Annotated in this window: 20 protein-coding genes; 7 read left to right on the top strand and 13 right to left on the bottom strand. The window is 62.6% G+C overall.

Annotation, left to right across the window (positions count from 1 at the left end; translation table 11 throughout):
- Positions 1-45: 45 nt before the first annotated feature.
- From OOJ09_RS02245 to OOJ09_RS02225, 5 genes are all read right to left on the bottom strand, one after another.
- The gene (locus tag OOJ09_RS02245) at positions 46-270 is read right to left on the bottom strand and encodes a F0F1 ATP synthase subunit C (RefSeq protein WP_006206606.1); all 225 of its coding nucleotides are present in this window, start codon (positions 268-270) and stop codon (positions 46-48) included.
- A gap of 69 nt (positions 271-339) precedes the next feature.
- Positions 340-1098 carry a F0F1 ATP synthase subunit A gene (locus OOJ09_RS02240; protein ID WP_091576882.1) on the bottom strand — a complete coding sequence of 253 codons (759 nt, stop codon included), beginning with the start codon at positions 1096-1098 and terminating at the stop codon, positions 340-342.
- An 84-nt stretch (positions 1099-1182) separates the two neighbouring features.
- Positions 1183-1590, bottom strand: a complete 408-nt coding sequence (locus tag OOJ09_RS02235) for an AtpZ/AtpI family protein (RefSeq protein ID WP_269903627.1) — start codon at positions 1588-1590, stop codon at positions 1183-1185.
- Between the two features lie 256 nt (positions 1591-1846).
- Positions 1847-3031, bottom strand: a complete 1185-nt coding sequence (locus OOJ09_RS02230) for a cell wall hydrolase (RefSeq protein ID WP_269903626.1) — start codon at positions 3029-3031, stop codon at positions 1847-1849.
- 149 nt (positions 3032-3180) lie between these two features.
- Positions 3181-4479 carry an MFS transporter gene (locus OOJ09_RS02225; RefSeq protein WP_269903625.1) on the bottom strand — a complete coding sequence of 433 codons (1299 nt, stop codon included), beginning with the start codon at positions 4477-4479 and terminating at the stop codon, positions 3181-3183.
- Between the two features lie 121 nt (positions 4480-4600).
- Between OOJ09_RS02225 and OOJ09_RS02220 the strand changes: the two genes are divergently transcribed.
- On the top strand, positions 4601-5524 hold the full coding sequence (locus OOJ09_RS02220; RefSeq protein WP_269903624.1) for a LysR substrate-binding domain-containing protein: 924 nt from the start codon (positions 4601-4603) through the stop codon (positions 5522-5524).
- 28 nt (positions 5525-5552) lie between these two features.
- Here OOJ09_RS02220 and der read toward each other — a convergent pair whose 3' ends face one another.
- Together der and OOJ09_RS02210 are read right to left on the bottom strand one after the other, a co-directional pair.
- The gene (gene der, locus OOJ09_RS02215) at positions 5553-6992 is read right to left on the bottom strand and encodes a ribosome biogenesis GTPase Der (RefSeq protein ID WP_269903623.1); all 1440 of its coding nucleotides are present in this window, start codon (positions 6990-6992) and stop codon (positions 5553-5555) included.
- Positions 6993-7055: 63 nt separating this feature from the next.
- On the bottom strand, positions 7056-7721 hold the full coding sequence (locus OOJ09_RS02210; RefSeq protein WP_269903622.1) for a tetratricopeptide repeat protein: 666 nt from the start codon (positions 7719-7721) through the stop codon (positions 7056-7058).
- Positions 7722-7918: 197 nt separating this feature from the next.
- Here OOJ09_RS02210 and OOJ09_RS02205 point away from each other — a divergent pair, with 197 nt between their 5' ends.
- Complete coding sequence (locus OOJ09_RS02205; RefSeq protein WP_269903621.1) at positions 7919-8920, top strand: polysaccharide deacetylase family protein; 1002 nt, start codon at positions 7919-7921, stop codon at positions 8918-8920.
- 39 nt (positions 8921-8959) lie between these two features.
- On the opposite strand, the gene sbmA is transcribed toward OOJ09_RS02205, so the two are convergent.
- The 3 genes from sbmA to OOJ09_RS02190 all read right to left on the bottom strand — a co-directional run bounded on the left by sbmA (position 8960) and on the right by OOJ09_RS02190 (position 11836).
- Entirely contained in the window at positions 8960-10219 is a 1260-nt protein-coding gene (sbmA, locus tag OOJ09_RS02200) for a peptide antibiotic transporter SbmA (RefSeq protein WP_269903620.1), read from the bottom strand.
- A gap of 113 nt (positions 10220-10332) precedes the next feature.
- Positions 10333-11493, bottom strand: coding sequence for a YbfB/YjiJ family MFS transporter (locus OOJ09_RS02195; RefSeq protein ID WP_269903619.1), 1161 nt, complete (start codon positions 11491-11493; stop codon positions 10333-10335).
- Between the two features lie 118 nt (positions 11494-11611).
- Positions 11612-11836: a hypothetical protein gene (locus OOJ09_RS02190; RefSeq protein ID WP_269903618.1), complete on the bottom strand. Its 225-nt coding sequence runs from the start codon at positions 11834-11836 to the stop codon at positions 11612-11614.
- A gap of 97 nt (positions 11837-11933) precedes the next feature.
- Here OOJ09_RS02190 and OOJ09_RS02185 point away from each other — a divergent pair, with 97 nt between their 5' ends.
- From OOJ09_RS02185 to OOJ09_RS02175, 3 genes are all read left to right on the top strand, one after another.
- Complete coding sequence (locus OOJ09_RS02185; protein ID WP_269903617.1) at positions 11934-12848, top strand: LysR substrate-binding domain-containing protein; 915 nt, start codon at positions 11934-11936, stop codon at positions 12846-12848.
- A gap of 84 nt (positions 12849-12932) precedes the next feature.
- Positions 12933-14189 (top strand): aminopeptidase, encoded by a 1257-nt coding sequence (locus tag OOJ09_RS02180; protein WP_269903616.1) that lies wholly within the window; start codon positions 12933-12935, stop codon positions 14187-14189.
- A gap of 25 nt (positions 14190-14214) precedes the next feature.
- Positions 14215-14574 carry a DUF488 domain-containing protein gene (locus tag OOJ09_RS02175; RefSeq protein ID WP_269903615.1) on the top strand — a complete coding sequence of 120 codons (360 nt, stop codon included), beginning with the start codon at positions 14215-14217 and terminating at the stop codon, positions 14572-14574.
- Positions 14575-14614: 40 nt separating this feature from the next.
- Here OOJ09_RS02175 and OOJ09_RS02170 read toward each other — a convergent pair whose 3' ends face one another.
- The gene (locus OOJ09_RS02170) at positions 14615-14965 is read right to left on the bottom strand and encodes an ArsC family reductase (protein WP_269903614.1); all 351 of its coding nucleotides are present in this window, start codon (positions 14963-14965) and stop codon (positions 14615-14617) included.
- Positions 14966-15131: 166 nt separating this feature from the next.
- Here OOJ09_RS02170 and OOJ09_RS02165 point away from each other — a divergent pair, with 166 nt between their 5' ends.
- Together OOJ09_RS02165 and OOJ09_RS02160 are read left to right on the top strand one after the other, a co-directional pair.
- Positions 15132-15488 carry an ArsR/SmtB family transcription factor gene (locus tag OOJ09_RS02165; protein WP_269903613.1) on the top strand — a complete coding sequence of 119 codons (357 nt, stop codon included), beginning with the start codon at positions 15132-15134 and terminating at the stop codon, positions 15486-15488.
- The gene (locus OOJ09_RS02160) at positions 15485-15964 is read left to right on the top strand and encodes an SRPBCC family protein (protein WP_269903612.1); all 480 of its coding nucleotides are present in this window, start codon (positions 15485-15487) and stop codon (positions 15962-15964) included. Before OOJ09_RS02165 ends, OOJ09_RS02160 begins: the two co-directional genes overlap by 4 nt.
- A gap of 83 nt (positions 15965-16047) precedes the next feature.
- On the opposite strand, the gene OOJ09_RS02155 is transcribed toward OOJ09_RS02160, so the two are convergent.
- Positions 16048-16401, bottom strand: a complete 354-nt coding sequence (locus OOJ09_RS02155; protein WP_019856911.1) for a SnoaL-like domain-containing protein — start codon at positions 16399-16401, stop codon at positions 16048-16050.
- Between the two features lie 128 nt (positions 16402-16529).
- On the bottom strand, positions 16530-17168 hold the full coding sequence (locus OOJ09_RS02150) for a 2'-5' RNA ligase family protein (protein WP_269903611.1): 639 nt from the start codon (positions 17166-17168) through the stop codon (positions 16530-16532).
- Between the last annotated feature and the right edge of the window lie 203 nt (positions 17169-17371).

Genomic DNA, 17371 nt, shown 5'->3' with positions numbered 1-17371 from the left:
CAGGCCCGCCGCTTTTGCGGCTGGCCTGTCCAATCTTCCCAGTGCTCAGCCGAACAGGGCCAGAAGCGCGATGAGAAGCGAGAAGATGCCCAGAGCTTCGGTCACGGCGAAGCCGAAGATCAGACGGCCGAACTGGCCATCAGCAGCCGACGGGTTGCGCAGAGCGCCCGCGAGATAGCTGCCGAAGATGTTGCCGAGGCCAATGCCCGCGCCACCCATGCCCAGGCAAGCGATGCCGGCGCCGATGTACTTTGCTGCTTCTGCGTCCATTTGTTCAACTCCTTTGGATCTGAAATTCCGTTGCGATTCCATCCGGCGCCAATGCCGGAAACTCTTGGGTTAATGCCCGGGATGCAGGGCGTCGTTGAGATACATGCAGGTCAAGACGGCAAAGACGTAGGCCTGCAGGAAGGCGACCAGCAATTCCAAAGCGGTCAGCGCCACCGCCATTGCCAGCGGCAGGACCGAACCCGCCACGCCGACCGCGCCCAGCGCGCTCAGGCTGACGACGAACCCCGAGAACACCTTCAGCGTGATGTGGCCGGCGAGCATGTTGGCGAACAGACGAACCGAGAGGCTGACCGGGCGCGACACGAAGGAGATAACCTCGATCAGCACCACTAGCGGCAGCAGGAACACCGGCACGCCGTGCGGCACGAACAGTTTCAGGAAACCGAGACCATGCTTCATGAACCCGTAGACGACCACGGTTCCTATCACCAGGGCGGCGAGGCCGAAGGTGACGATGATGTGGCTGGTGACGGTGAAGAAATACGGGAACAGGCCAAGCAGGTTGGCGACCAGCACGAACATGAACAGGGAGAACACGAACGGGAAGAACTTCATGCCTTGCGTGCCGGCGGCATCGCGCAACATGTTGCCCACGAACTCATAGGCCATTTCGGAGATCGACTGAAGGCGGCCGGGAACAAGGCTGCGGCTCGACGTGGTCAGAAACAGAAATGCCGCAGCGACAACCACGGTGGCGACCATGAACAGCGCCGAATTGGTGAACGACAGGTCATAGCCGCCGATCTCGATCGGTATCAGCTTGTTGATATGGAACTGGTGGATCGGATCGACCTTGTCAGCTGCCACGTTCAAACCCCGTCAATGCCGCGTACGGCCAAATTACCATCGCCGCACGAGGGCGGCCATTTCCAAATGCCGCCTGAAGGGCGGTCATTTTCTATCGTCCCGGTCAGAACGCGACTTATCGCCCTGTCCGAATTCGGCCACAACGCCCGCGGAACGCATGACATTGAGCACGCCGGCGCCAAAACCAAGCAGCAGGAACACGATCAGACCCCACGGCGATGTCCCCGCCATACGATCGATGATCCAGCCGATGCCGGCGCCCACCACCACGCCAGCGATAAATTCACTGGAGAGTTTGACCGCCTGGCCATAACCGGCCGCACTACCCGCTTTCGCGTCGTCTTTCCCCTCGAGCCGGTTCGGCAGCCTTGTCGCAAGCGATGCTTCAAGTTCACGCCGACGTCGCTCAAGATCGTCGTCGCGGATGTCGGGTTCATGCTGCTTGCCGCGGCCGGTTTCTCCGGTTCCGTCTGGCCTGTTTTTATCGGCCATCGCAACCCCCCTGCCCGGTCAGACCGTCACCGTCCGTCCGCTTCTAAAGTCGCCGGCAACATAGTTAGAGGGTTTGCGCCCGTCAAGCCACGGGCGGAAGTTCATCGTCATGTATTTTAGGCAATAAAATCAGATGCTTAGGAAGGTGCGACATCGTGCCCGCCGCGTCGACGGGGATGCATGGCACGAATCCCCCGGGCAATGGCTCTTCGATCGACCGCGCACCACGCGAAAAGATCAGCGATCTGTTCGCTGCTCAGCTCCAGCCGCCGCCATAGGTCCGGTAGAAGATATGCAGGCCGATCTTTGTCATCTTCTGCATCGTGCGTGCCCAGCCGGGATGGACATATTGGGCATAGTAGTGGGTCGACGAGCCGACCTCAGGGATGAAGATCTTGCCGGCGGTGACGGCCATGGCGATATCCTGGGCGGTCTTGTAGGCGGCCGGGCTGTCGATGCGCTTCTTCCTGCCGTCGCAAGCGAAGGAGAACTGGCAACGGTTGAACCAGCTGTCGTTCTGGTAGACGACGCCGCAGATCGAATTCGGATAGGCCGGGTTGCGGACGCGGTTGAGGATGACCTGGGCAACGGCGGCCTGGCCGCGCACGGATTCGCTCCGCGCCTCGAAATAGATGCCGTTGGCAAGGCATGCCTGTTCCGGCTTGGAGAAGACGCTTGCCGGAAGCGGGTTCTGTATCCACGAATGGTCACCTTTGGCCATCGGCGGAATGAAGCGGCCGTCATTCGGCTTGTCGTCCTGCAGCAGGGCCTCGAAGGGCGACGCCTTGGCATAGTCCGGCTCGGCCTGCGCATAGGCGGTCGCCAGCACATCCGGATGGTCATTGTTGACCAGCGCCGCAAGCATGGCCGGCACGCCGGGATCCGATTTCTTGTCCTCACGCGCATGGAACGCCGCGGCAATCTGGATTTCCTTGCCTTTGATCTGCGGCTTGGCGAAGGCCATCTTCAGGCCGCTGTCCATGCTGGGGCGCAGCAAGGAGGAGGTGCGCTCGAAGATCGACCCGGCATTGAAGTTCCTGGGCGGTGCAACGGGAGACACCTGGACGATGCGGCCCTTCTTGTCGGCGCGCACGACGCGGTCCTCGTCGGGCGTCCCGCTAACCTTGCCGCCCTTGCCGCGAAACGACACGGTGCCGACGCCGGCCAGATGGACACCGGATCCGGAGATGGAGCCGGTGACGTCGGAATCGACAAACGGCATTTCAGCCGAATGGGTCGAGCCGGCAACGGATTTCTCGACATAGGAATTCCAGCGCGTGCTCGACGCTTCAAGGCCGGAAACAAGGCTCGTCATGTCCTGGTAGGCGGCGACGGTCGGGAAGCCGATCCAGATGCCTAGACCGATGACGAGCGGAGGCAGAAAGCCGCGTCTTCTCTCACCGGCGGCGGCGACCAGCCGCTTCAACATACGTCGATGCACGGAACACTCTCCAGGAACGCTACTGACCCCACTGGAGAGCAAAATGATGCATTAACCTTGATGGGACGTTAACGGAATCGATCGGGTTTTCTCAGTCGGCTCAAGGTGGTGATTTCAAAGTCGGGCGGTTTTGCGGCTGGCACGTGCGCTCAGGCCGGCCGCAGGAAGATCGGCCAGGCGATCAGCGCGCAGATCGCGGCCGACAGCCAGACGCCGGGCCATGACAAGAGGTGCAGAAGCCCCGGAATGGCCACCGGCACGAGGAAGAAGCCGACGAAAACGAAGCTGTTGGCAAGGCTGAGCGCGGTTCCGACATGGCCGGCGCCGGCCAGCGTGGCAAGCTCGGTGTAGGCGACGCCGTGCCAGGAAGAGACCGAGATGCCCGCGACAACCAGAAGCACAGGAAGGAGCGCCATCGGGAAGAAGGCGCTGCCTGACATGGCGGAAGCGGCCAGAACCAGCAGCCAAAGCACCACGAAGGCAAGCGCGCTGATCGCACAGCAGGACCGGAGAAACAGGCGGCGGTTGCCATGGCGGTCGGTGAAGCGGCCGCTACAGACGCGCGTGACCATGGCGCCGATCTGCACGGCAGCGAGGCTGGCACTGGTCGCCGCCGTTCCGAGCCCAACGAAGTCGTGCAGGAAAACCGCTGCGAAGGTGAGCACCGCCACCTGTGGAAAACAGAGCAGGCCGATGGCGGTGGCAATACGCCAGACCTCGATGTTGCGCAGCGGCGGCGGCCCGGTCACAACCGCCGAGCCGAACTTGCCCTCGCCCCGCGTCGGCGGCTCATGCAGCCAGCGCCAGGCGAACAGGGCGGAGAGAGCGGATGCTGCCGCCAGGAGCCCGAACACCGCGGCAAAGCCGAAGGCCAGGGCAAGCGACGGCAGGACAAGCGCGCCGAGGCCGCCGCCAAGCGGCACCGCCGTCTGCCGGATGCTCATGGCGAAGCCGCGTTCGCTTTCTCGAAACCAGGCCATGATGGCGCGGCCGCTTGAACCGTTAACGCTGCCCCCCAGCAATCCCGTGAGGAGCAGGCTGGCCGACAGGAGCGTGACGTTGGGAATATTGGTCCTCGTCGGGACAACCAGCATCGCCATGACGAAGAGCCAGGCCGCCGTCGCGCCGAGCCCGATCAGAAGCACGCGGCGATCGCCCCAGCGGTCGGTGAGCAAGCCCCAGGGCAGTTCACTGAGCGCAACCCCCAACCCGAGAACCCCGAGCGCCATGCCTAGCTCGGCATTGCCCAGGTGATAGCCCTGGCGAAGCAAGACCGCCGTTGCTGGTATGCCGGAAAAAGTGGCCGAGAAACTGGCGTTCGCGGCAACGCCCAGGCCCAGAACCTTCCAGCGATGTCCTGGACTGAACACCCTCTCGGCAGGGCTGGCAGGACCATCCTTCAGGCATTCAGATGACTGTCGGTCGGTGCAGTCGACGATGGCGGACATGATTATCTTCCCGTGGTGGACCAGCGGTCCGGACCTTGACGGACTCTCTCTATCGCCATAAATCCATCCCTAAAATCAGGAAGTTTCGTACATTCAATCCTGAAAAATGGGACGTTTTCCGATGCGACGCGTGACATTCGATCTCGACGTTCTCCGCAGTTTCGTCACCGGCATGGAGCTCGGCAGTTTTGCCAGGGCCGCCGACCGGCTTGGCCGGTCGACCTCGGCGGTCAGCGCCCAATTGAAGAAACTCGAGGAACAGGCGGCGACGCCGATCTTCCGCAAATCAGGACGCGGCCTCGCCTTGACGGAGGCGGGTGAGACCATGCTCGGCTATGCGCGCCGGCTGCTCGAATTGAATGACGAGGCAGCGGCGGCCCTTCATGACGTCGAACTGGAAGGTTGGGTCCGGCTTGGGCTGCAGGAGGATTTCGGCGAGGCGGTGCTGCCTGACGTGCTCGGCCGCTTTGCCCGCGCCCATCCCAAGGTCAAGATCGAGGCCAGGATCGCGCGCAGCTACGAACTCGCCGAGCGCATCACCTCCGGCAATCTCGACATCGCGCTCGCCTGGCACAGCGGCGAGACGCTGCCTTACAGCCGGCACGTCGCCGATGTGCAGATGCGCTGGATCGGTCCGGCAAAGCGCATCGAGACCAGCCTGCGCGACGGCGAGCCACTGCCGCTGGTGGCGCTCGAAGCGCCATGCCTTTTGCGCACGGTGGCGACAGAGACGCTCGACCGCGCTGGGCTGTCCTGGCGGATGGCCTTCTCCAGCCCCAGCCTTGGCGGCATCTGGGCGGCCGTCGCCGCGGGACTTGGGCTGACGATCCGCACCGACATCGGCCTGCCGGCCAGCGTCAGTGCGATGACGCCTGAGATCGCCGGGCTGCCGGCATTGCCAAAAATGGCGCTGTTCCTGCATCGCAAGGACGCCGAACCCGAGCCGGTGGCGGCCCGCCTTGCCGACATATTGCTGGAAGCGGCCCGGCAGTCGCTGCCCGATAATGCCCGGGCTGACGACAGCGGTTTGCGTAACGTGGCGTGATCATGCAGCGCCAGACAGGCGCAGACGCTCAGCCGCGCTTCTTTGCCCTGCCGGCAAACGGATTGTCGGAGGTGCGCAGCGCGATGCGGATCGGCACGCCCGGCATGTCGAAGGCCTCGCGCAGGCTGTTCGAGAGATAGCGGACATAGGATTGCGGCATCGCATCCGGCCGCGAGCACTGGACAACGAAACCCGGCGGCCGCGTCTTGGCCTGGGTGACGTACTTGACCTTCAGCCGGCGCCCGGCGACGGCAGGCGGCGGATGATGCGCCAGGATGCCTTCCAGCCAGCGGTTGAGCTTGCCGGTCGAGACGCGGCTGTTCCACACCTTGTGGGTCCTCAGCACCGCATCCATCAGCTTGTCGAGGCCACGCCCGGTCTCGGCCGAGACGGGCACGGCCTGGAGGCCGCGCACCTGCGGCAGCAGCCGCTCCGTCTTCTCGCGCAGTTCCGCCAGAAGCTCCTGCGGGTTGTCGATCAGGTCCCATTTGTTGAAGGCGATCACCGGCGCCCGGCCCTCGCGGATGATCAGGTCGGCGATCTGCAGGTCCTGCTTCTCGAAGGGAATGGTGGCGTCGAGCACGATGATGACGATCTCGGCAAAGCGGATCGCGCGCAGGCCGTCCTGCACCGACATCACTTCCAGCTTCTCGTGAATCCGGGCCTTGCGCCGCATGCCGGCCGTGTCGAACAGTTTCAGGCGGCGGCCGTGCCAGTCCCAGTCGACCGAGATCGAATCCCGGGTGATGCCGGCTTCCGGTCCGGTCAGCAGCCGCTCCTCGCCGATCAACGCGTTGATCAGCGTCGACTTGCCGGCGTTCGGGCGACCGACGACCGCGATGCGCATCGGCTTGGTGTCATCGTAGGTATGCGCGTCCTCGGCATCCGGATCGGCGATGTCCTCGCCGATCAGCACTTCGCCGGTGGCGATTTCGTCGTCCTCGCCATCCTCGTCCTCGCCGAAGGCACGCGCCTCGCCGAGCGCGCCGATCACCGCATCGCGCAAATCGGGCATGCCCTGGCCATGCTCGGCCGAGACCGGGATCGGCTCGCCGAGGCCAAGCTCCCAGGCCTCGAGCATGCCGCCCTGGGCGCCCTTCGCCTCCGCCTTGTTGGCGACCAGCACGACCGGCTTGCCGGACTTGCGCACGATCTCGGCGAACGTCTTGTCATCGGGCATCAGGCCGGACTTGGCATCGACCGTGAAGAAGATCAGGTCGGCCTCGCGGATGGCGATCTCGGTCTGCGCGCGCATCCGGCCGGGCAAGGTCGAGGCGCCGGCATCCTCGAAGCCCGCGGTATCGATGACGTCGAAATGCAGGTCGTAGAGCTTGGCGGCATGGACACGGCGATCGCGGGTGACGCCCGGCGTGTCGTCGACAAGCGCCAGCTTCCTTCCCACCAGACGATTGAAAAGAGTCGATTTGCCGACGTTAGGTCTGCCTATGATGGCGACTTTGAAGGTCATACGGTCCTACAATCATGCATGTCGTTGTCCCAAAACCGCTGCACACTTTTGGGCGACATGCATTTACGACGCATTGCCCGAGCCGCGGATCAGCTCGGACATCAGCGTTGCCCGCTCGCGGGTGTTGCGCGGGGCGCCGTCATCGGCGGCGATCTGGTCGAACAGCTTCAGCGCGTCCTGGGTCTTGCCTTCCCTCCACGCAGCAAGGCCGAGCGCCTCGCGCGCCGTGTGGCGCAGCGTGTTGGTATCCGATGTGAGCGCCTCGACGCGGCTGGAGACGTCGGCGAAGGAGCCATGGTCGACGAGCAGGAGTGCTGCCCGCAGCCGTGCCATGTCGCGGATGCCCTGGGGAATGGCGGTGTCGGCGGCGACATCGTCGAAATCCTTGACGGCGGCGGCGACATCGCCCTTGTTGGCCTTGACGGTCGCGGCGCGCATGCGGGCAAGCAGCGGATAGGCGCCGTAGCCATCCTTCTCCAGCTGATCAAGGGCGGTCAGCGCTTCGTCGTTCTTGCCGTCATTGGCAAGCTTCAACGCCTGCGAGAACGCATCCCCAGAGCGGTTGGCGCGCGTCTCGTCCCAATAGCGATAGCCGACGAAGGCGGCGGTGCCGAGCACCACGAGGATCGCGATGCCGAGCAAAGCCGGGCCGAAACGGTCCCACAGCTTCTGCGCCTGCTCGCGACGCATCTCGTCGTTGACTTCACGGATAAAACTGTCGTCGGACATCAATCAAAACCATTCCTGCCCCGGGCCGGGGCGGTTCATGAGCCCGCGTTTTAGCGAAATTTTGTCGGCATGGAAGGGGTTCGGCAGGAAAATCGGCTTATCGCGAGACAAGTGACCACAAAAGAACGACCGTACCCACGCCACATTTGCCCGATAGCCGGCTGCCAGACATTTCCCCGAGCCCAGATCGATTGCCGATGCTTCGTCCATTCCGTGTTGTTGCGTTCTCCCTCGCCTCGCTTGCCAGCGTCGGCACGGCCTTCGCCGATCCGCCGGCGCCGCCAGCGAAGCCCAAGCAGGTCGTCATCATCTCGTTCGACAGCGCCCGCGACATTTCGCAGTGGGAACGCAGCCGGGCGCTGGCGCAGCGTACCGGCGCGCATTTCACCTATTTCCTGTCCTGCGTGTTCCTGCTGACGCCGGAGACCCGCAACCAATACACCGCGCCAGGCAAGACACCAGGCAAATCCAACATCGGCGTTGCCGCTTCCAGGCAGGAAGTCGCCGAGCGGCTCGAGCAGATCCGGCTTGCCGCCTCGGAGGGTCACGACATCGCCAGCCATGGCTGCGGCCATTTCGACGGCAAGGACTGGAGCAAGGCCGACTGGCTGAGCGAGTTCGCCTCGTTCGAGCACATTCTCGAGAACGCCTACGCGATCAACGGCATCGCGCCCGAACCCAAGGGCTGGCGCGATTTCGCGCGGCATGCGGCGGCCGGTTTTCGCGCGCCGTACCTGTCGGCAAACAAGGCGCTCTACGAGGCGCTGCCGGCAGCCGGCTACCAGTTCGACGCGAGCGGCGTCTCGCAAGGCCCCGCCCGGCCGGCGACCGTCGGCGGCATCACCCGCTTTTCCCTGCCGCAGATTCCGGAGGGACCGAAATCACGGCCGGTGATCGCCATGGATTACAATCTCTATGTCCGGCATTCCGGCGGCTTCGAGCGGCCAAGCAAGGCGGACGCGTTCGCCAACCGGACCTATGACGCCTTTCGCGCCGCCTTCGACAGGGAATATGCGGGCAAGCGTATTCCGCTGGAACTCGGCTTCCACTTCACGCTGATGAATGACGGCGCCTATTGGAGCGCGCTGGAGCGCTTTGCCGGTGAGGTCTGCGTGAGGGCCGACGTCGAGTGCATGAGCTTTCGCGACTACGTTTCGCGACAGGATGCTGGCCAGAAACAGGCTTTGATTGGCGGCTGAGCCGCCAATCCGGTTCGATTTCCAAAACCTCGGTCTTTATCAGGCCGGATCCTCGGCACTCTGCCTTGCCAGGTAGCGCTGGTCGATATCCGGCAGCGGTTCTCCTTGCAGCGTCGCTTCGAAGGCGCGCAGGCGTTTGTGAACCGACTGAAGTTCGACGATCGTCGACCAGGAGGTGAGCAGAAACTGCAGCGAACCCGTTACCTTGCCGAATGCGTTCGATATCTGGTTCAGCGCGCCGAACGTGATCTTGTGCGCAACCAGCGACGGACCCAGGATCAGCAGCGAGAAAATGTTGTCCGCCTGCAGGTAGGTGTAACGGACGACGTTGAAATAGATGTAGTGGAAATAGAGCCTGAAATAGTTGTGACGAACATGCGCGAACAGCTCGGCGGTGGTGGCCGGCTGCGCCCTGTCCGCATGATCCTCACCGTAGACCAGTTCCTTGCGATAGGCGGCTTCGACACGCTGGTTGCGGAACTGCAGCCCGGGAAGCTTCAGGCCGGCAATCATCACCGAGATCGTTCCGAACAGACACCAGGCCAGCGCTGCGACGACCAAAGGCTGGGGGATCGCGCCGATGATCGGCAACTCGCTGATATGGGCCTGCAACTGGATCATGACCGGCAGGAATGCGATCAAGGTCATGATCGACTGGACGAAGCTGGAGCCGAGATCTTCCATGATCTGCGAGAAGCGCATCGTGTCTTCCTGGATGCGCTGCGAGGCACCTTCGATATGGCGCAGCCTGCCCCAGTTCTCGACGAAGTAATTGTTCATCGCCGTGCGCCAGCGGAAGATCCAGTGGCTGACGATGAAGGCATTGACCACCTGCACGTTCATGCCGACCAACGCGAGCCACGAAAAGTCGGCCAATCCGGTATAGAATTCCCCGTTGGTCGACTTCCCGGTTCCCGACATCAGCCCCTGCACATAGTCGAAGAAAGGCCCGTACCAGGCGTTGACGGCGACACTGACCTGCACGTTGAAATAGATGAAGAACAGGATGACCGCCGTCATCAGGATCGACCAGCGCTGCCATGGATGCGGAGAATACCAGCTCCAGAACGCATAGAAGACGGCCACGCAAGCCACGAAGTAGAGATAGAACCAGAGGAACGGCTTCGATATGAGCACGGCGATGCCGATTATGGGCGGCGCGTCGGCGGCAGCCGGTGGAAGTCCGAAAATGGCGCCCAGTTGCTCACCGCCGAAAAACCAGAACAGGATTGCCGCAAGGCTCCAGATGGCGGCCGAAGAGAAGAACAGCTTCGGCTGCGGGAAGAAGGATACGAACACTGTGGCGAATTCCTCGATCGATGTGCAAATCAGCTGACTTGGCGGGCATAAAGTCACACATTAGGTGGAAAGCAAATGCCCGTGCCCGATGCCTGCATCGAGCAAAACCACAATCATGGCGATTTTGGCGCAACCGACCATGTGATTGCGCCAGAAACGACAAGAGCGCCGGCCGCGACAATCGAGGCGAGGACGAAATCACCTGACGCTTGCGCCAGAAACCCAGCGGCAACCGGACCGATGATCTGGCCAAGACCGAATGCGGCTGTCATCACGGCAAAGATCCGGCGTGGCGCTTCAGGTGCGCGCTGCCGCGCGGCCTGCAGGCCAAGTGCTGTAATGGCAATGAAGGTGCCGCCGAGCAGCAGGCCGCCAAGCAGCGGCCCGGTTCGTCCGCCGATGGCGACGCTTGCCGTGACGCCGACAACTTCGATGAAACATGCCAGCGCATAGGCGGCATAGAGCCCGATCCGGGCGGCGACCTTCTGCCAGAGCCAGGTCGAGGGAAGGCCGGCAAGGCCGGCGACCATCCACACGACAGCCTCGAAGACGCGGCTACCGCCGCCTTGCCGGACGATGGCGACCAGGAACGTCGCCGTCACCACATAGCCAAAGCCAAACAGGCCGTAGGCGACGGTGATCTTCAGCAACGACCGCTCTTTCGGCAGAGCCGGCTCACGGCCGGTTTCACCATTGGCGAGCGGGCCTTCATTCGCCAGCAGCGCCACGAGCACAGAGCCGCAAGCCGAAATCGCCGCCGACCACAGCCAGCCTGCCGCCCAGCCGGCGTGTTCGGTGACCAGGACCGCCATCATCGCCGCGGAAATCGCGATGCCAACGCCAACGCCACCAAAATGCCAGGCCTGCAAATCGCCGCGACCCGCAGCGGCGATATGGCTGAAAACGATGCTGGCCATGAACACCATGACAAACGCACTGGCCAGACCGGCAAGAAAGCGGATGACGAGAAAGGCGACCATCGCGTCAGTCAGCCCCATCAGCGCGGCCAGGACAGTGCTGGCACCGAGACCCGTCAGCATCAGCAGACGTTCGCGCCCATGCGCCCAGCCGCCCGCCGCGGCCAGCGCGCCGACGAGGTAGCCGAGATAGTTGGCGGAGGCGATCCACCCGGCATCGGCCGGCGACAGGTGGAGCTCTTCCATCATGCCAGGCAGGATCGGGGTATAGACGAAGCGGCCGATGCCCATGGCGACGGCCAGGGCAATCATGCCGGCGAAAGCGAAGCGAAGCGCCGTCGAGGGGGGCGATATCATCGCAGCGCACAATAAGTGCGCGAGCCGGTGAAACAATCCGCCTTTTGTTGGGCCAGTGCAACCGCGAGGCGGGGCGATCGCCTCGACTTTTCCTTAAGCCGGAACCCGTGACGTCCGCTCAGCGGCGTCCACCGGAACCGGCACGCAACGAAGCCGTCTCGTGCACGGTCCGCCGCGCCGTCAGCCTGAACGGCACATCACCAAGTTCGCGCTCCGACATGGCGTTCAGCACGGGGTGCGAAAGCGGATCGATCAGCCATCCCTGCGTCTCGCTTTCACGGCATGGCTCATACGGCGTATTCGCGGCGAACAAGACCTTCAGCGACGACAACATCCTCAGCATTTCCGGCTCCGCGGGCCTGTCTTCCCGACGATAAGGTCTGCCGTTTCCATATACCTTTCAATTGAGATTTCAGCCGGATCGGTTTAGAAAAACTCAAATGGCCATACTCAATCGCGTCCACCTCAACGGCCTTCGCGCCGTCGAAACCGTTGCCCGTCTCGGCTCGCTTGCGGCGGCGGCCGGCGAACTCACCGTTTCCGTCAGCGCAGTCAGCCAGCAGATAAGCCGCACCGAAAAGCAGCTCGGCCAGCCGCTGTTCGAGCGGACGTCGAGCGGTCTCGTGCTGACCGAATTCGGCGCCGTCTTCGGGGCCCGCCTCGGCACGGGGTTTCGCGAGCTTGCCCAGGCCGTGGCGCTGGCCGACGAGGCGACGCAATGCACATTGGTGGTTTCTGTGGCGCCGGCCTTTGCCTCGAAATGGCTGCTGCCCAGGCTGTCGCGTCACTTCGCTCGGCATCCCAACGTGCTGCTGCGCATCGATGCTTCGGTGCGGCTGGCCGATCTCGATCACTCCGACATCGACATCGCCATCCGGCTTGGCGACGGAAAATGGCCGGGCGGGCGGGCGGAACTGCTTCTGGCGCAGGAGGTCTTCCCGGTCTGCGCGCCTGTCATCGCCAAAAAACTGAAATCGGTCGAGGACCTTGCCCAGACCTGCGCGATCACCGACGAGCGGGCGATGATCAACTGGGAAAGCTGGTTCGAGGCGGCCGGTGTTGCACCGGTCACCTTCCTGAAGGGGGCGCGTTTCACCGACCCGATGCTTTGCCTGGAATCGGCGATTGCCGGCCATGGCGTGATGCTGGGCTGGCAATTGCTCACCGCGGATGCGCTGGCCGACGGGCGGCTTGTGGCGCCTTTCGGAATCCGCGCCCAGAGCGGGCTCGGCTATTGGCTGGTGACCTCCGCCACCAGGAGCGAAAGCCGCAAGGTCAGGGATTTCAAGATCTGGGTCCGCGAGGAGATCGAGGCGACGATGACGCAGTTCAGGTCGCTTGAAAGCGCGGCCTAGGTCTGGACCAGCGCAATCGCGGTGGAAAGGATGCGGCCTGCGGTCTATGTAAGACCATATCAAGACATTACGGCAGGCAGGATCATGACCACACATTCGCGCGGCGTTTCCGCATCGATCGACCCGGTGAAGCTCGACAGGCTGGCGGAGGTCGCCATCAAGGTCGGGCTGCAATTGCAGCCCGGACAGGATCTGGTGCTGACATCGTCGATCGCGGCGCTGCCGCTGACCCGGCGGATCGTCGAGCACGCCTACAAGGCCGGCGCCGGCCTGGTGACGCCGATCTTCAACGACGACGAGATGACGCTGGCGCGCTACCGCTTCGGCGCCGATGCCAGCTTCGACCGTGCCGCCGGCTGGCTTTATGAAGGCATGGCGAAAGCCTTTTCCAACAATGCGGCGCGGCTTGCCGTACGCGGCGAGGATCCGTCGCTGCTGTCGGCGCAGGACCCGGCGAAGGTGGCTCGCGCCAACAAGGCGAACTCGATGGCCTACCAGCCGGCGCTGGAAAAGATCACCGGCTTCGACATCAACTGGAACATCGTCGCCTACCCGGACCTCGCCTGGGCCAGGCAGGTCTTTCCGGACGACGCCGACGATGTTGCCGTCGCGAAGCTCGCCAACGCCATCTTTGCCGCTTCGCGGGTGGATGTGGAGGACCCGATCGGCAACTGGAAGGCGCACAACGCAGCGCTGCGCGGCCGCACCGAATGGCTCAACGGTCACAATTTCCATGCGCTGCACTTCACCGGACCCGGTACCGATCTCACTGTCGGGCTGGCGGATGGCCATGAGTGGATGGGCGGCGCCTCGACCGCCAAGAACGGCGTCACCTGCAATCCCAACATCCCGACCGAGGAAGTCTTTACCACGCCGCATGCAAGGCGCGTCGAGGGCCATGTCTCCTCGACCAAGCCGCTGTCGTACCAGGGCACGCTGATCGACGAGATCTCGGTGCGTTTCGAGGAAGGCAGGATCGTCGAGGCCAGGGCTTCGAAAGGCGAGGACGTGCTGAAGAAGGTGCTCGACACCGACGAGGGCGCGCGCCGTCTTGGCGAAGTGGCGCTGGTGCCGCATTCCTCGCCGATCTCGGCGAGTGGCCTGTTGTTTTTCAACACGCTGTTTGATGAGAACGCCGCCTGCCACATCGCGCTTGGCCAGTGCTATTCGAAGTGCTTCGTCGACGGCGCGTCGCTCAGCCAGGACGAGATCGCGGCGCGGGGCGGCAACAAGAGCTTCATCCACATCGACTGGATGATCGGTTCGGACAAGATCGACATAGACGGCGTCCACAAGGACGGTGCCCGCGTGCCTGTCATGCGCAAGGGCGAGTGGGCCTGACGTGATCGCATGAAGGGAGGCTTTGATGGCCTTCGGGATCGCGGTCAAACGCGTCTATGCGGCAACCGAAAAAGCCGATGGCCAGCGGGTGCTGGTCGACCGCGTCTGGCCGCGCGGCGTCAGCAAAGAGCATGCCGCGCTGGAGCTATGGCTGAAGGAGGTGGCGCCGAGCGCCGAATTGCGCAAGTGGTTCGGGCACAAACCCGAACGCTGGGCTGAGTTTCAGAAACGATATCGTGCCGAACTGGACGGCAATGGCGAGGCGGTGGCGCAACTGCGCGCCCTGCTCCGCGACGGCAAGGTGACGCTGCTCTACGGCGCGCATGACGAAGCACACAACAATGCGGTGGCACTGGCGGCGTATCTCAGCGCAGGCTCACAATAAGCCATCGTTAGGATGACGATGTGAAGGGCATACAGCGCCGCTACTTCCCCACCGCCTGCTGATAAACATCCGGCTTGAAGCCGACGAGAATCCTGTCGTCCATCTCCAGCACCGGCCGCTTGATCATGGTCGGCTTGGCCAGCATCAGCGCCTTGGCCTTCTTCTCGTCGAGCGATTGCTTGTCTGCCTCCGGTAGTTCGCGGAATGTGGTGCTGCCCTTGTTGAGCAGTTTTTCCCACCCGACCTTGCCGACCCAGCCATTCAGCTTGCCCGCCTCGATTCCTTCAGCCCGATAGTCATGGAAACGATAGGGCACGTCATGGCTCTCCAGCCAGACCCGCGCCTTCTTGATCGTGTCGCAGTTGGTGATGCCGTACATGGTGATCGTCAAAGCGTGCTTTCCTTGGGCTGACAGTCGAATCCGTTTCGCAGCCTAAAACCGCCTTTCCCGCTTTGCCAGCACCCAGGCCCGCATGGTCGCATTTTGGGGATTGCCAACACTAAGGAATTTTCCTAAGTATTTTTGAGCCACGTTTGGCGCTGCCCGGGACCGACCCATGACAAGTCTTCAAACCACAAATCCAAATCCTCCACCGATCGACGGCATCTTCCGCGCGCTTGCCGATCCGACGCGACGCCGTGTTGTCGAGCGGCTGAACCGCAGCCCAGCCTCGGTCAGCGAACTGGCGCAGCCTTTCGAAATGGCCCTGCCCTCCTTCATCGAACACCTCAAGGTGCTGGAAGTCTGCGGGCTGGTGCGTTCGGAAAAGACCGGCCGGGTCAGGACCTATCAACTGGCGCCCGAGCCCCTGAAACTCGCTGAAAACTGGCTGGCCGAACAACGTACCCTGTGGGAGCGCCGCCTCGACCAGTTCGACGCCTATGTGATGACCCTCAAGGAGCAGGAAAAATGAGCTATCCCTTCAAGCCGGATCCCAGGCTGGATCTTGTGCTGGAGCGCGTCGTCGATGCGCCGCGCGAACTGTTGTGGCGGGCGTGGACGAAGCCGGAGCATGTCAAGCAGTGGTTCACGCCGAAGCCTTGGATCATCACCGACTGCGAGATCGATCTGCGGCCAGGTGGGTTATTCAGGACGCGCATGCAGTCGCCGGATGGCAATGAGGTCAACGACCGCCATTGCTGCTATCTCGACATCGTGCCGAACGAGCGGCTGGTGTGGACGGATGCACTGCTGCCGGGCTATCGGCCGTCAGGCGAACCCTTCATCACCGCGGTCATTTCCCTCCAGCCGGATGGCCAGGGCACGCGCTACACCGCCACCGCCATCCACCGCGACGAGGCCACCCGTAAGAACCATGAAGAAATGGGTTTCTTCGATGGCTGGGGCACGGTGGCCGACCAGCTTGCCGAGTATGTGAAGACGATTTGAGCACCACATGGCGGCCAGGACGCCGTCCCGGCCGCCATGCTTGTATCTCGGAGCGAAGAGCAGGCTCCGAAGCCGGAGGTATCTCAGTAATAAAAACGCTCTTCGGTAATCTTGCCGTTCTTGACCGTGTAGAGGCCAACCTCGTCCATGGTGACACGCTGGCCGGTGGCCTTGGGCGTTATGTCGAATGTGAAGCGAACCGCGAACTGGTCGCCGTTGACGTAGGGTCCCTCGACCGAGCCGCCATGGACCTCGTGGTTTTCCTGCCACCATTGGCTTTTCTGCCTGAGGGCCTCCTTGCCGTGGCTGACGGCCATCGGTCCCTCCATGGCTTCGTAGCTGGCGATATCGTCGGCATTGTATTTTTCGGCAGCACCGTTGTGGTCGCCCTGCTTGAGGAGCTCGGTGAAATCCTTGGCAATTTCCGCGATGGTCATTTGTGTTCCTCCTGTTCGGACGCACTCGAAGTAGGGAAGCGCTTGCCGGCCCGCCACCTTTGCCCGCATGACAGCTGACAAGCCGTGTCAGGACGATATATATAGCGCGGCTGTGTGACGGCGATTTCTCACATACCGGCCAGGGAATCGTCCTGGCCGGTCAATTGCCAACGTCCGCGCTCCTTGTAGACACCCTTGCCGATGAGACTGTGAATCAGCACAAAATCCCGCACCAACCAGTCGACTGGATCAATCGATCGTTCGCGGATTTTGGGCACATGCGCTTCATCGCGTAGCAACGTGACATGCGGTTCGATGGACTTTGTGAGAAAGCATTTCAACGGGCTGTCGGAAATCAGCGCAGTAAGGTTGCGCCAGAATTCTTGCAGTGCCGGATTGCTGCCACTGCCACCGCGCAGAACAAGCGAACCGCCGCCAAAAGCCGACAGGCGATCGAACGAAACCTCGAAAGGTTTTGCAACGATCATCGAGCCTATGCGGCAGGCGATTTCGACCAACTCTTGTGGAAATCCGTCATGGTCACCGAGACCGACGAGCGAGATATGGATGTGATCTTCCGGAACAAACCAGCCTTGCAACCCTAACTCCCGATCCAGGGCGACAGCCTTCCGCGCGAGAGTGCCCGCGATAGCGCTCTCGGCAAGGATGGCGAAGAAGATCCGGTCGTCGAAATGTCGCTCGAACTCTTCCCATTGGAAAAAGGTCTGACCGTTCCTGGCGGTTCCGAATGCAGGTTGCCCACTCATAACTGAACTCGATCGGCAAATTGTATCCGGTTTGGGAATTGTAGAACAAATAGGGAACAAATCAAGCAAAAATGGAACGGACGCCGGTGCTGCGGCATTGGCGGCATGAATTGCCTAAGGGGCGTATTCGCGGCCGTTGCCAGACTTTGGCTGTAACCACCGAACGGCGTGTCCTGCGCGCAGTTGGGCTGCAGCCTTGAGAC

It is taken from the genome of Mesorhizobium qingshengii, assembly GCF_027563465.1.
Classification (GTDB): domain Bacteria; phylum Pseudomonadota; class Alphaproteobacteria; order Rhizobiales; family Rhizobiaceae; genus Mesorhizobium; species Mesorhizobium qingshengii_A.
This window is presented reverse-complemented; position numbering and strand designations above follow the sequence as displayed.

Coding starts and splice junctions, on each gene's coding strand:
- OOJ09_RS02245 (WP_006206606.1), bottom strand. CDS start 270: ATGGACGCAGAAGCAGCAAAGTACATCGGCGCCGGCATCGCTTGCCTG.
- OOJ09_RS02235 (WP_269903627.1), bottom strand. CDS start 1,590: ATGGCCGATAAAAACAGGCCAGACGGAACCGGAGAAACCGGCCGCGGC.
- OOJ09_RS02225 (WP_269903625.1), bottom strand. CDS start 4,479: ATGTCCGCCATCGTCGACTGCACCGACCGACAGTCATCTGAATGCCTG.
- OOJ09_RS02220 (WP_269903624.1), top strand. CDS start 4,601: ATGCGACGCGTGACATTCGATCTCGACGTTCTCCGCAGTTTCGTCACC.
- der (WP_269903623.1), bottom strand. CDS start 6,992: ATGACCTTCAAAGTCGCCATCATAGGCAGACCTAACGTCGGCAAATCG.
- OOJ09_RS02210 (WP_269903622.1), bottom strand. CDS start 7,721: ATGTCCGACGACAGTTTTATCCGTGAAGTCAACGACGAGATGCGTCGC.
- OOJ09_RS02205 (WP_269903621.1), top strand. CDS start 7,919: ATGCTTCGTCCATTCCGTGTTGTTGCGTTCTCCCTCGCCTCGCTTGCC.
- OOJ09_RS02195 (WP_269903619.1), bottom strand. CDS start 11,493: ATGATATCGCCCCCCTCGACGGCGCTTCGCTTCGCTTTCGCCGGCATG.
- OOJ09_RS02190 (WP_269903618.1), bottom strand. CDS start 11,836: ATGCTGAGGATGTTGTCGTCGCTGAAGGTCTTGTTCGCCGCGAATACG.
- OOJ09_RS02185 (WP_269903617.1), top strand. CDS start 11,934: ATGGCCATACTCAATCGCGTCCACCTCAACGGCCTTCGCGCCGTCGAA.
- OOJ09_RS02180 (WP_269903616.1), top strand. CDS start 12,933: ATGACCACACATTCGCGCGGCGTTTCCGCATCGATCGACCCGGTGAAG.
- OOJ09_RS02175 (WP_269903615.1), top strand. CDS start 14,215: ATGGCCTTCGGGATCGCGGTCAAACGCGTCTATGCGGCAACCGAAAAA.
- OOJ09_RS02165 (WP_269903613.1), top strand. CDS start 15,132: ATGACAAGTCTTCAAACCACAAATCCAAATCCTCCACCGATCGACGGC.
- OOJ09_RS02160 (WP_269903612.1), top strand. CDS start 15,485: ATGAGCTATCCCTTCAAGCCGGATCCCAGGCTGGATCTTGTGCTGGAG.
- OOJ09_RS02155 (WP_019856911.1), bottom strand. CDS start 16,401: ATGACCATCGCGGAAATTGCCAAGGATTTCACCGAGCTCCTCAAGCAG.
- OOJ09_RS02150 (WP_269903611.1), bottom strand. CDS start 17,168: ATGAGTGGGCAACCTGCATTCGGAACCGCCAGGAACGGTCAGACCTTT.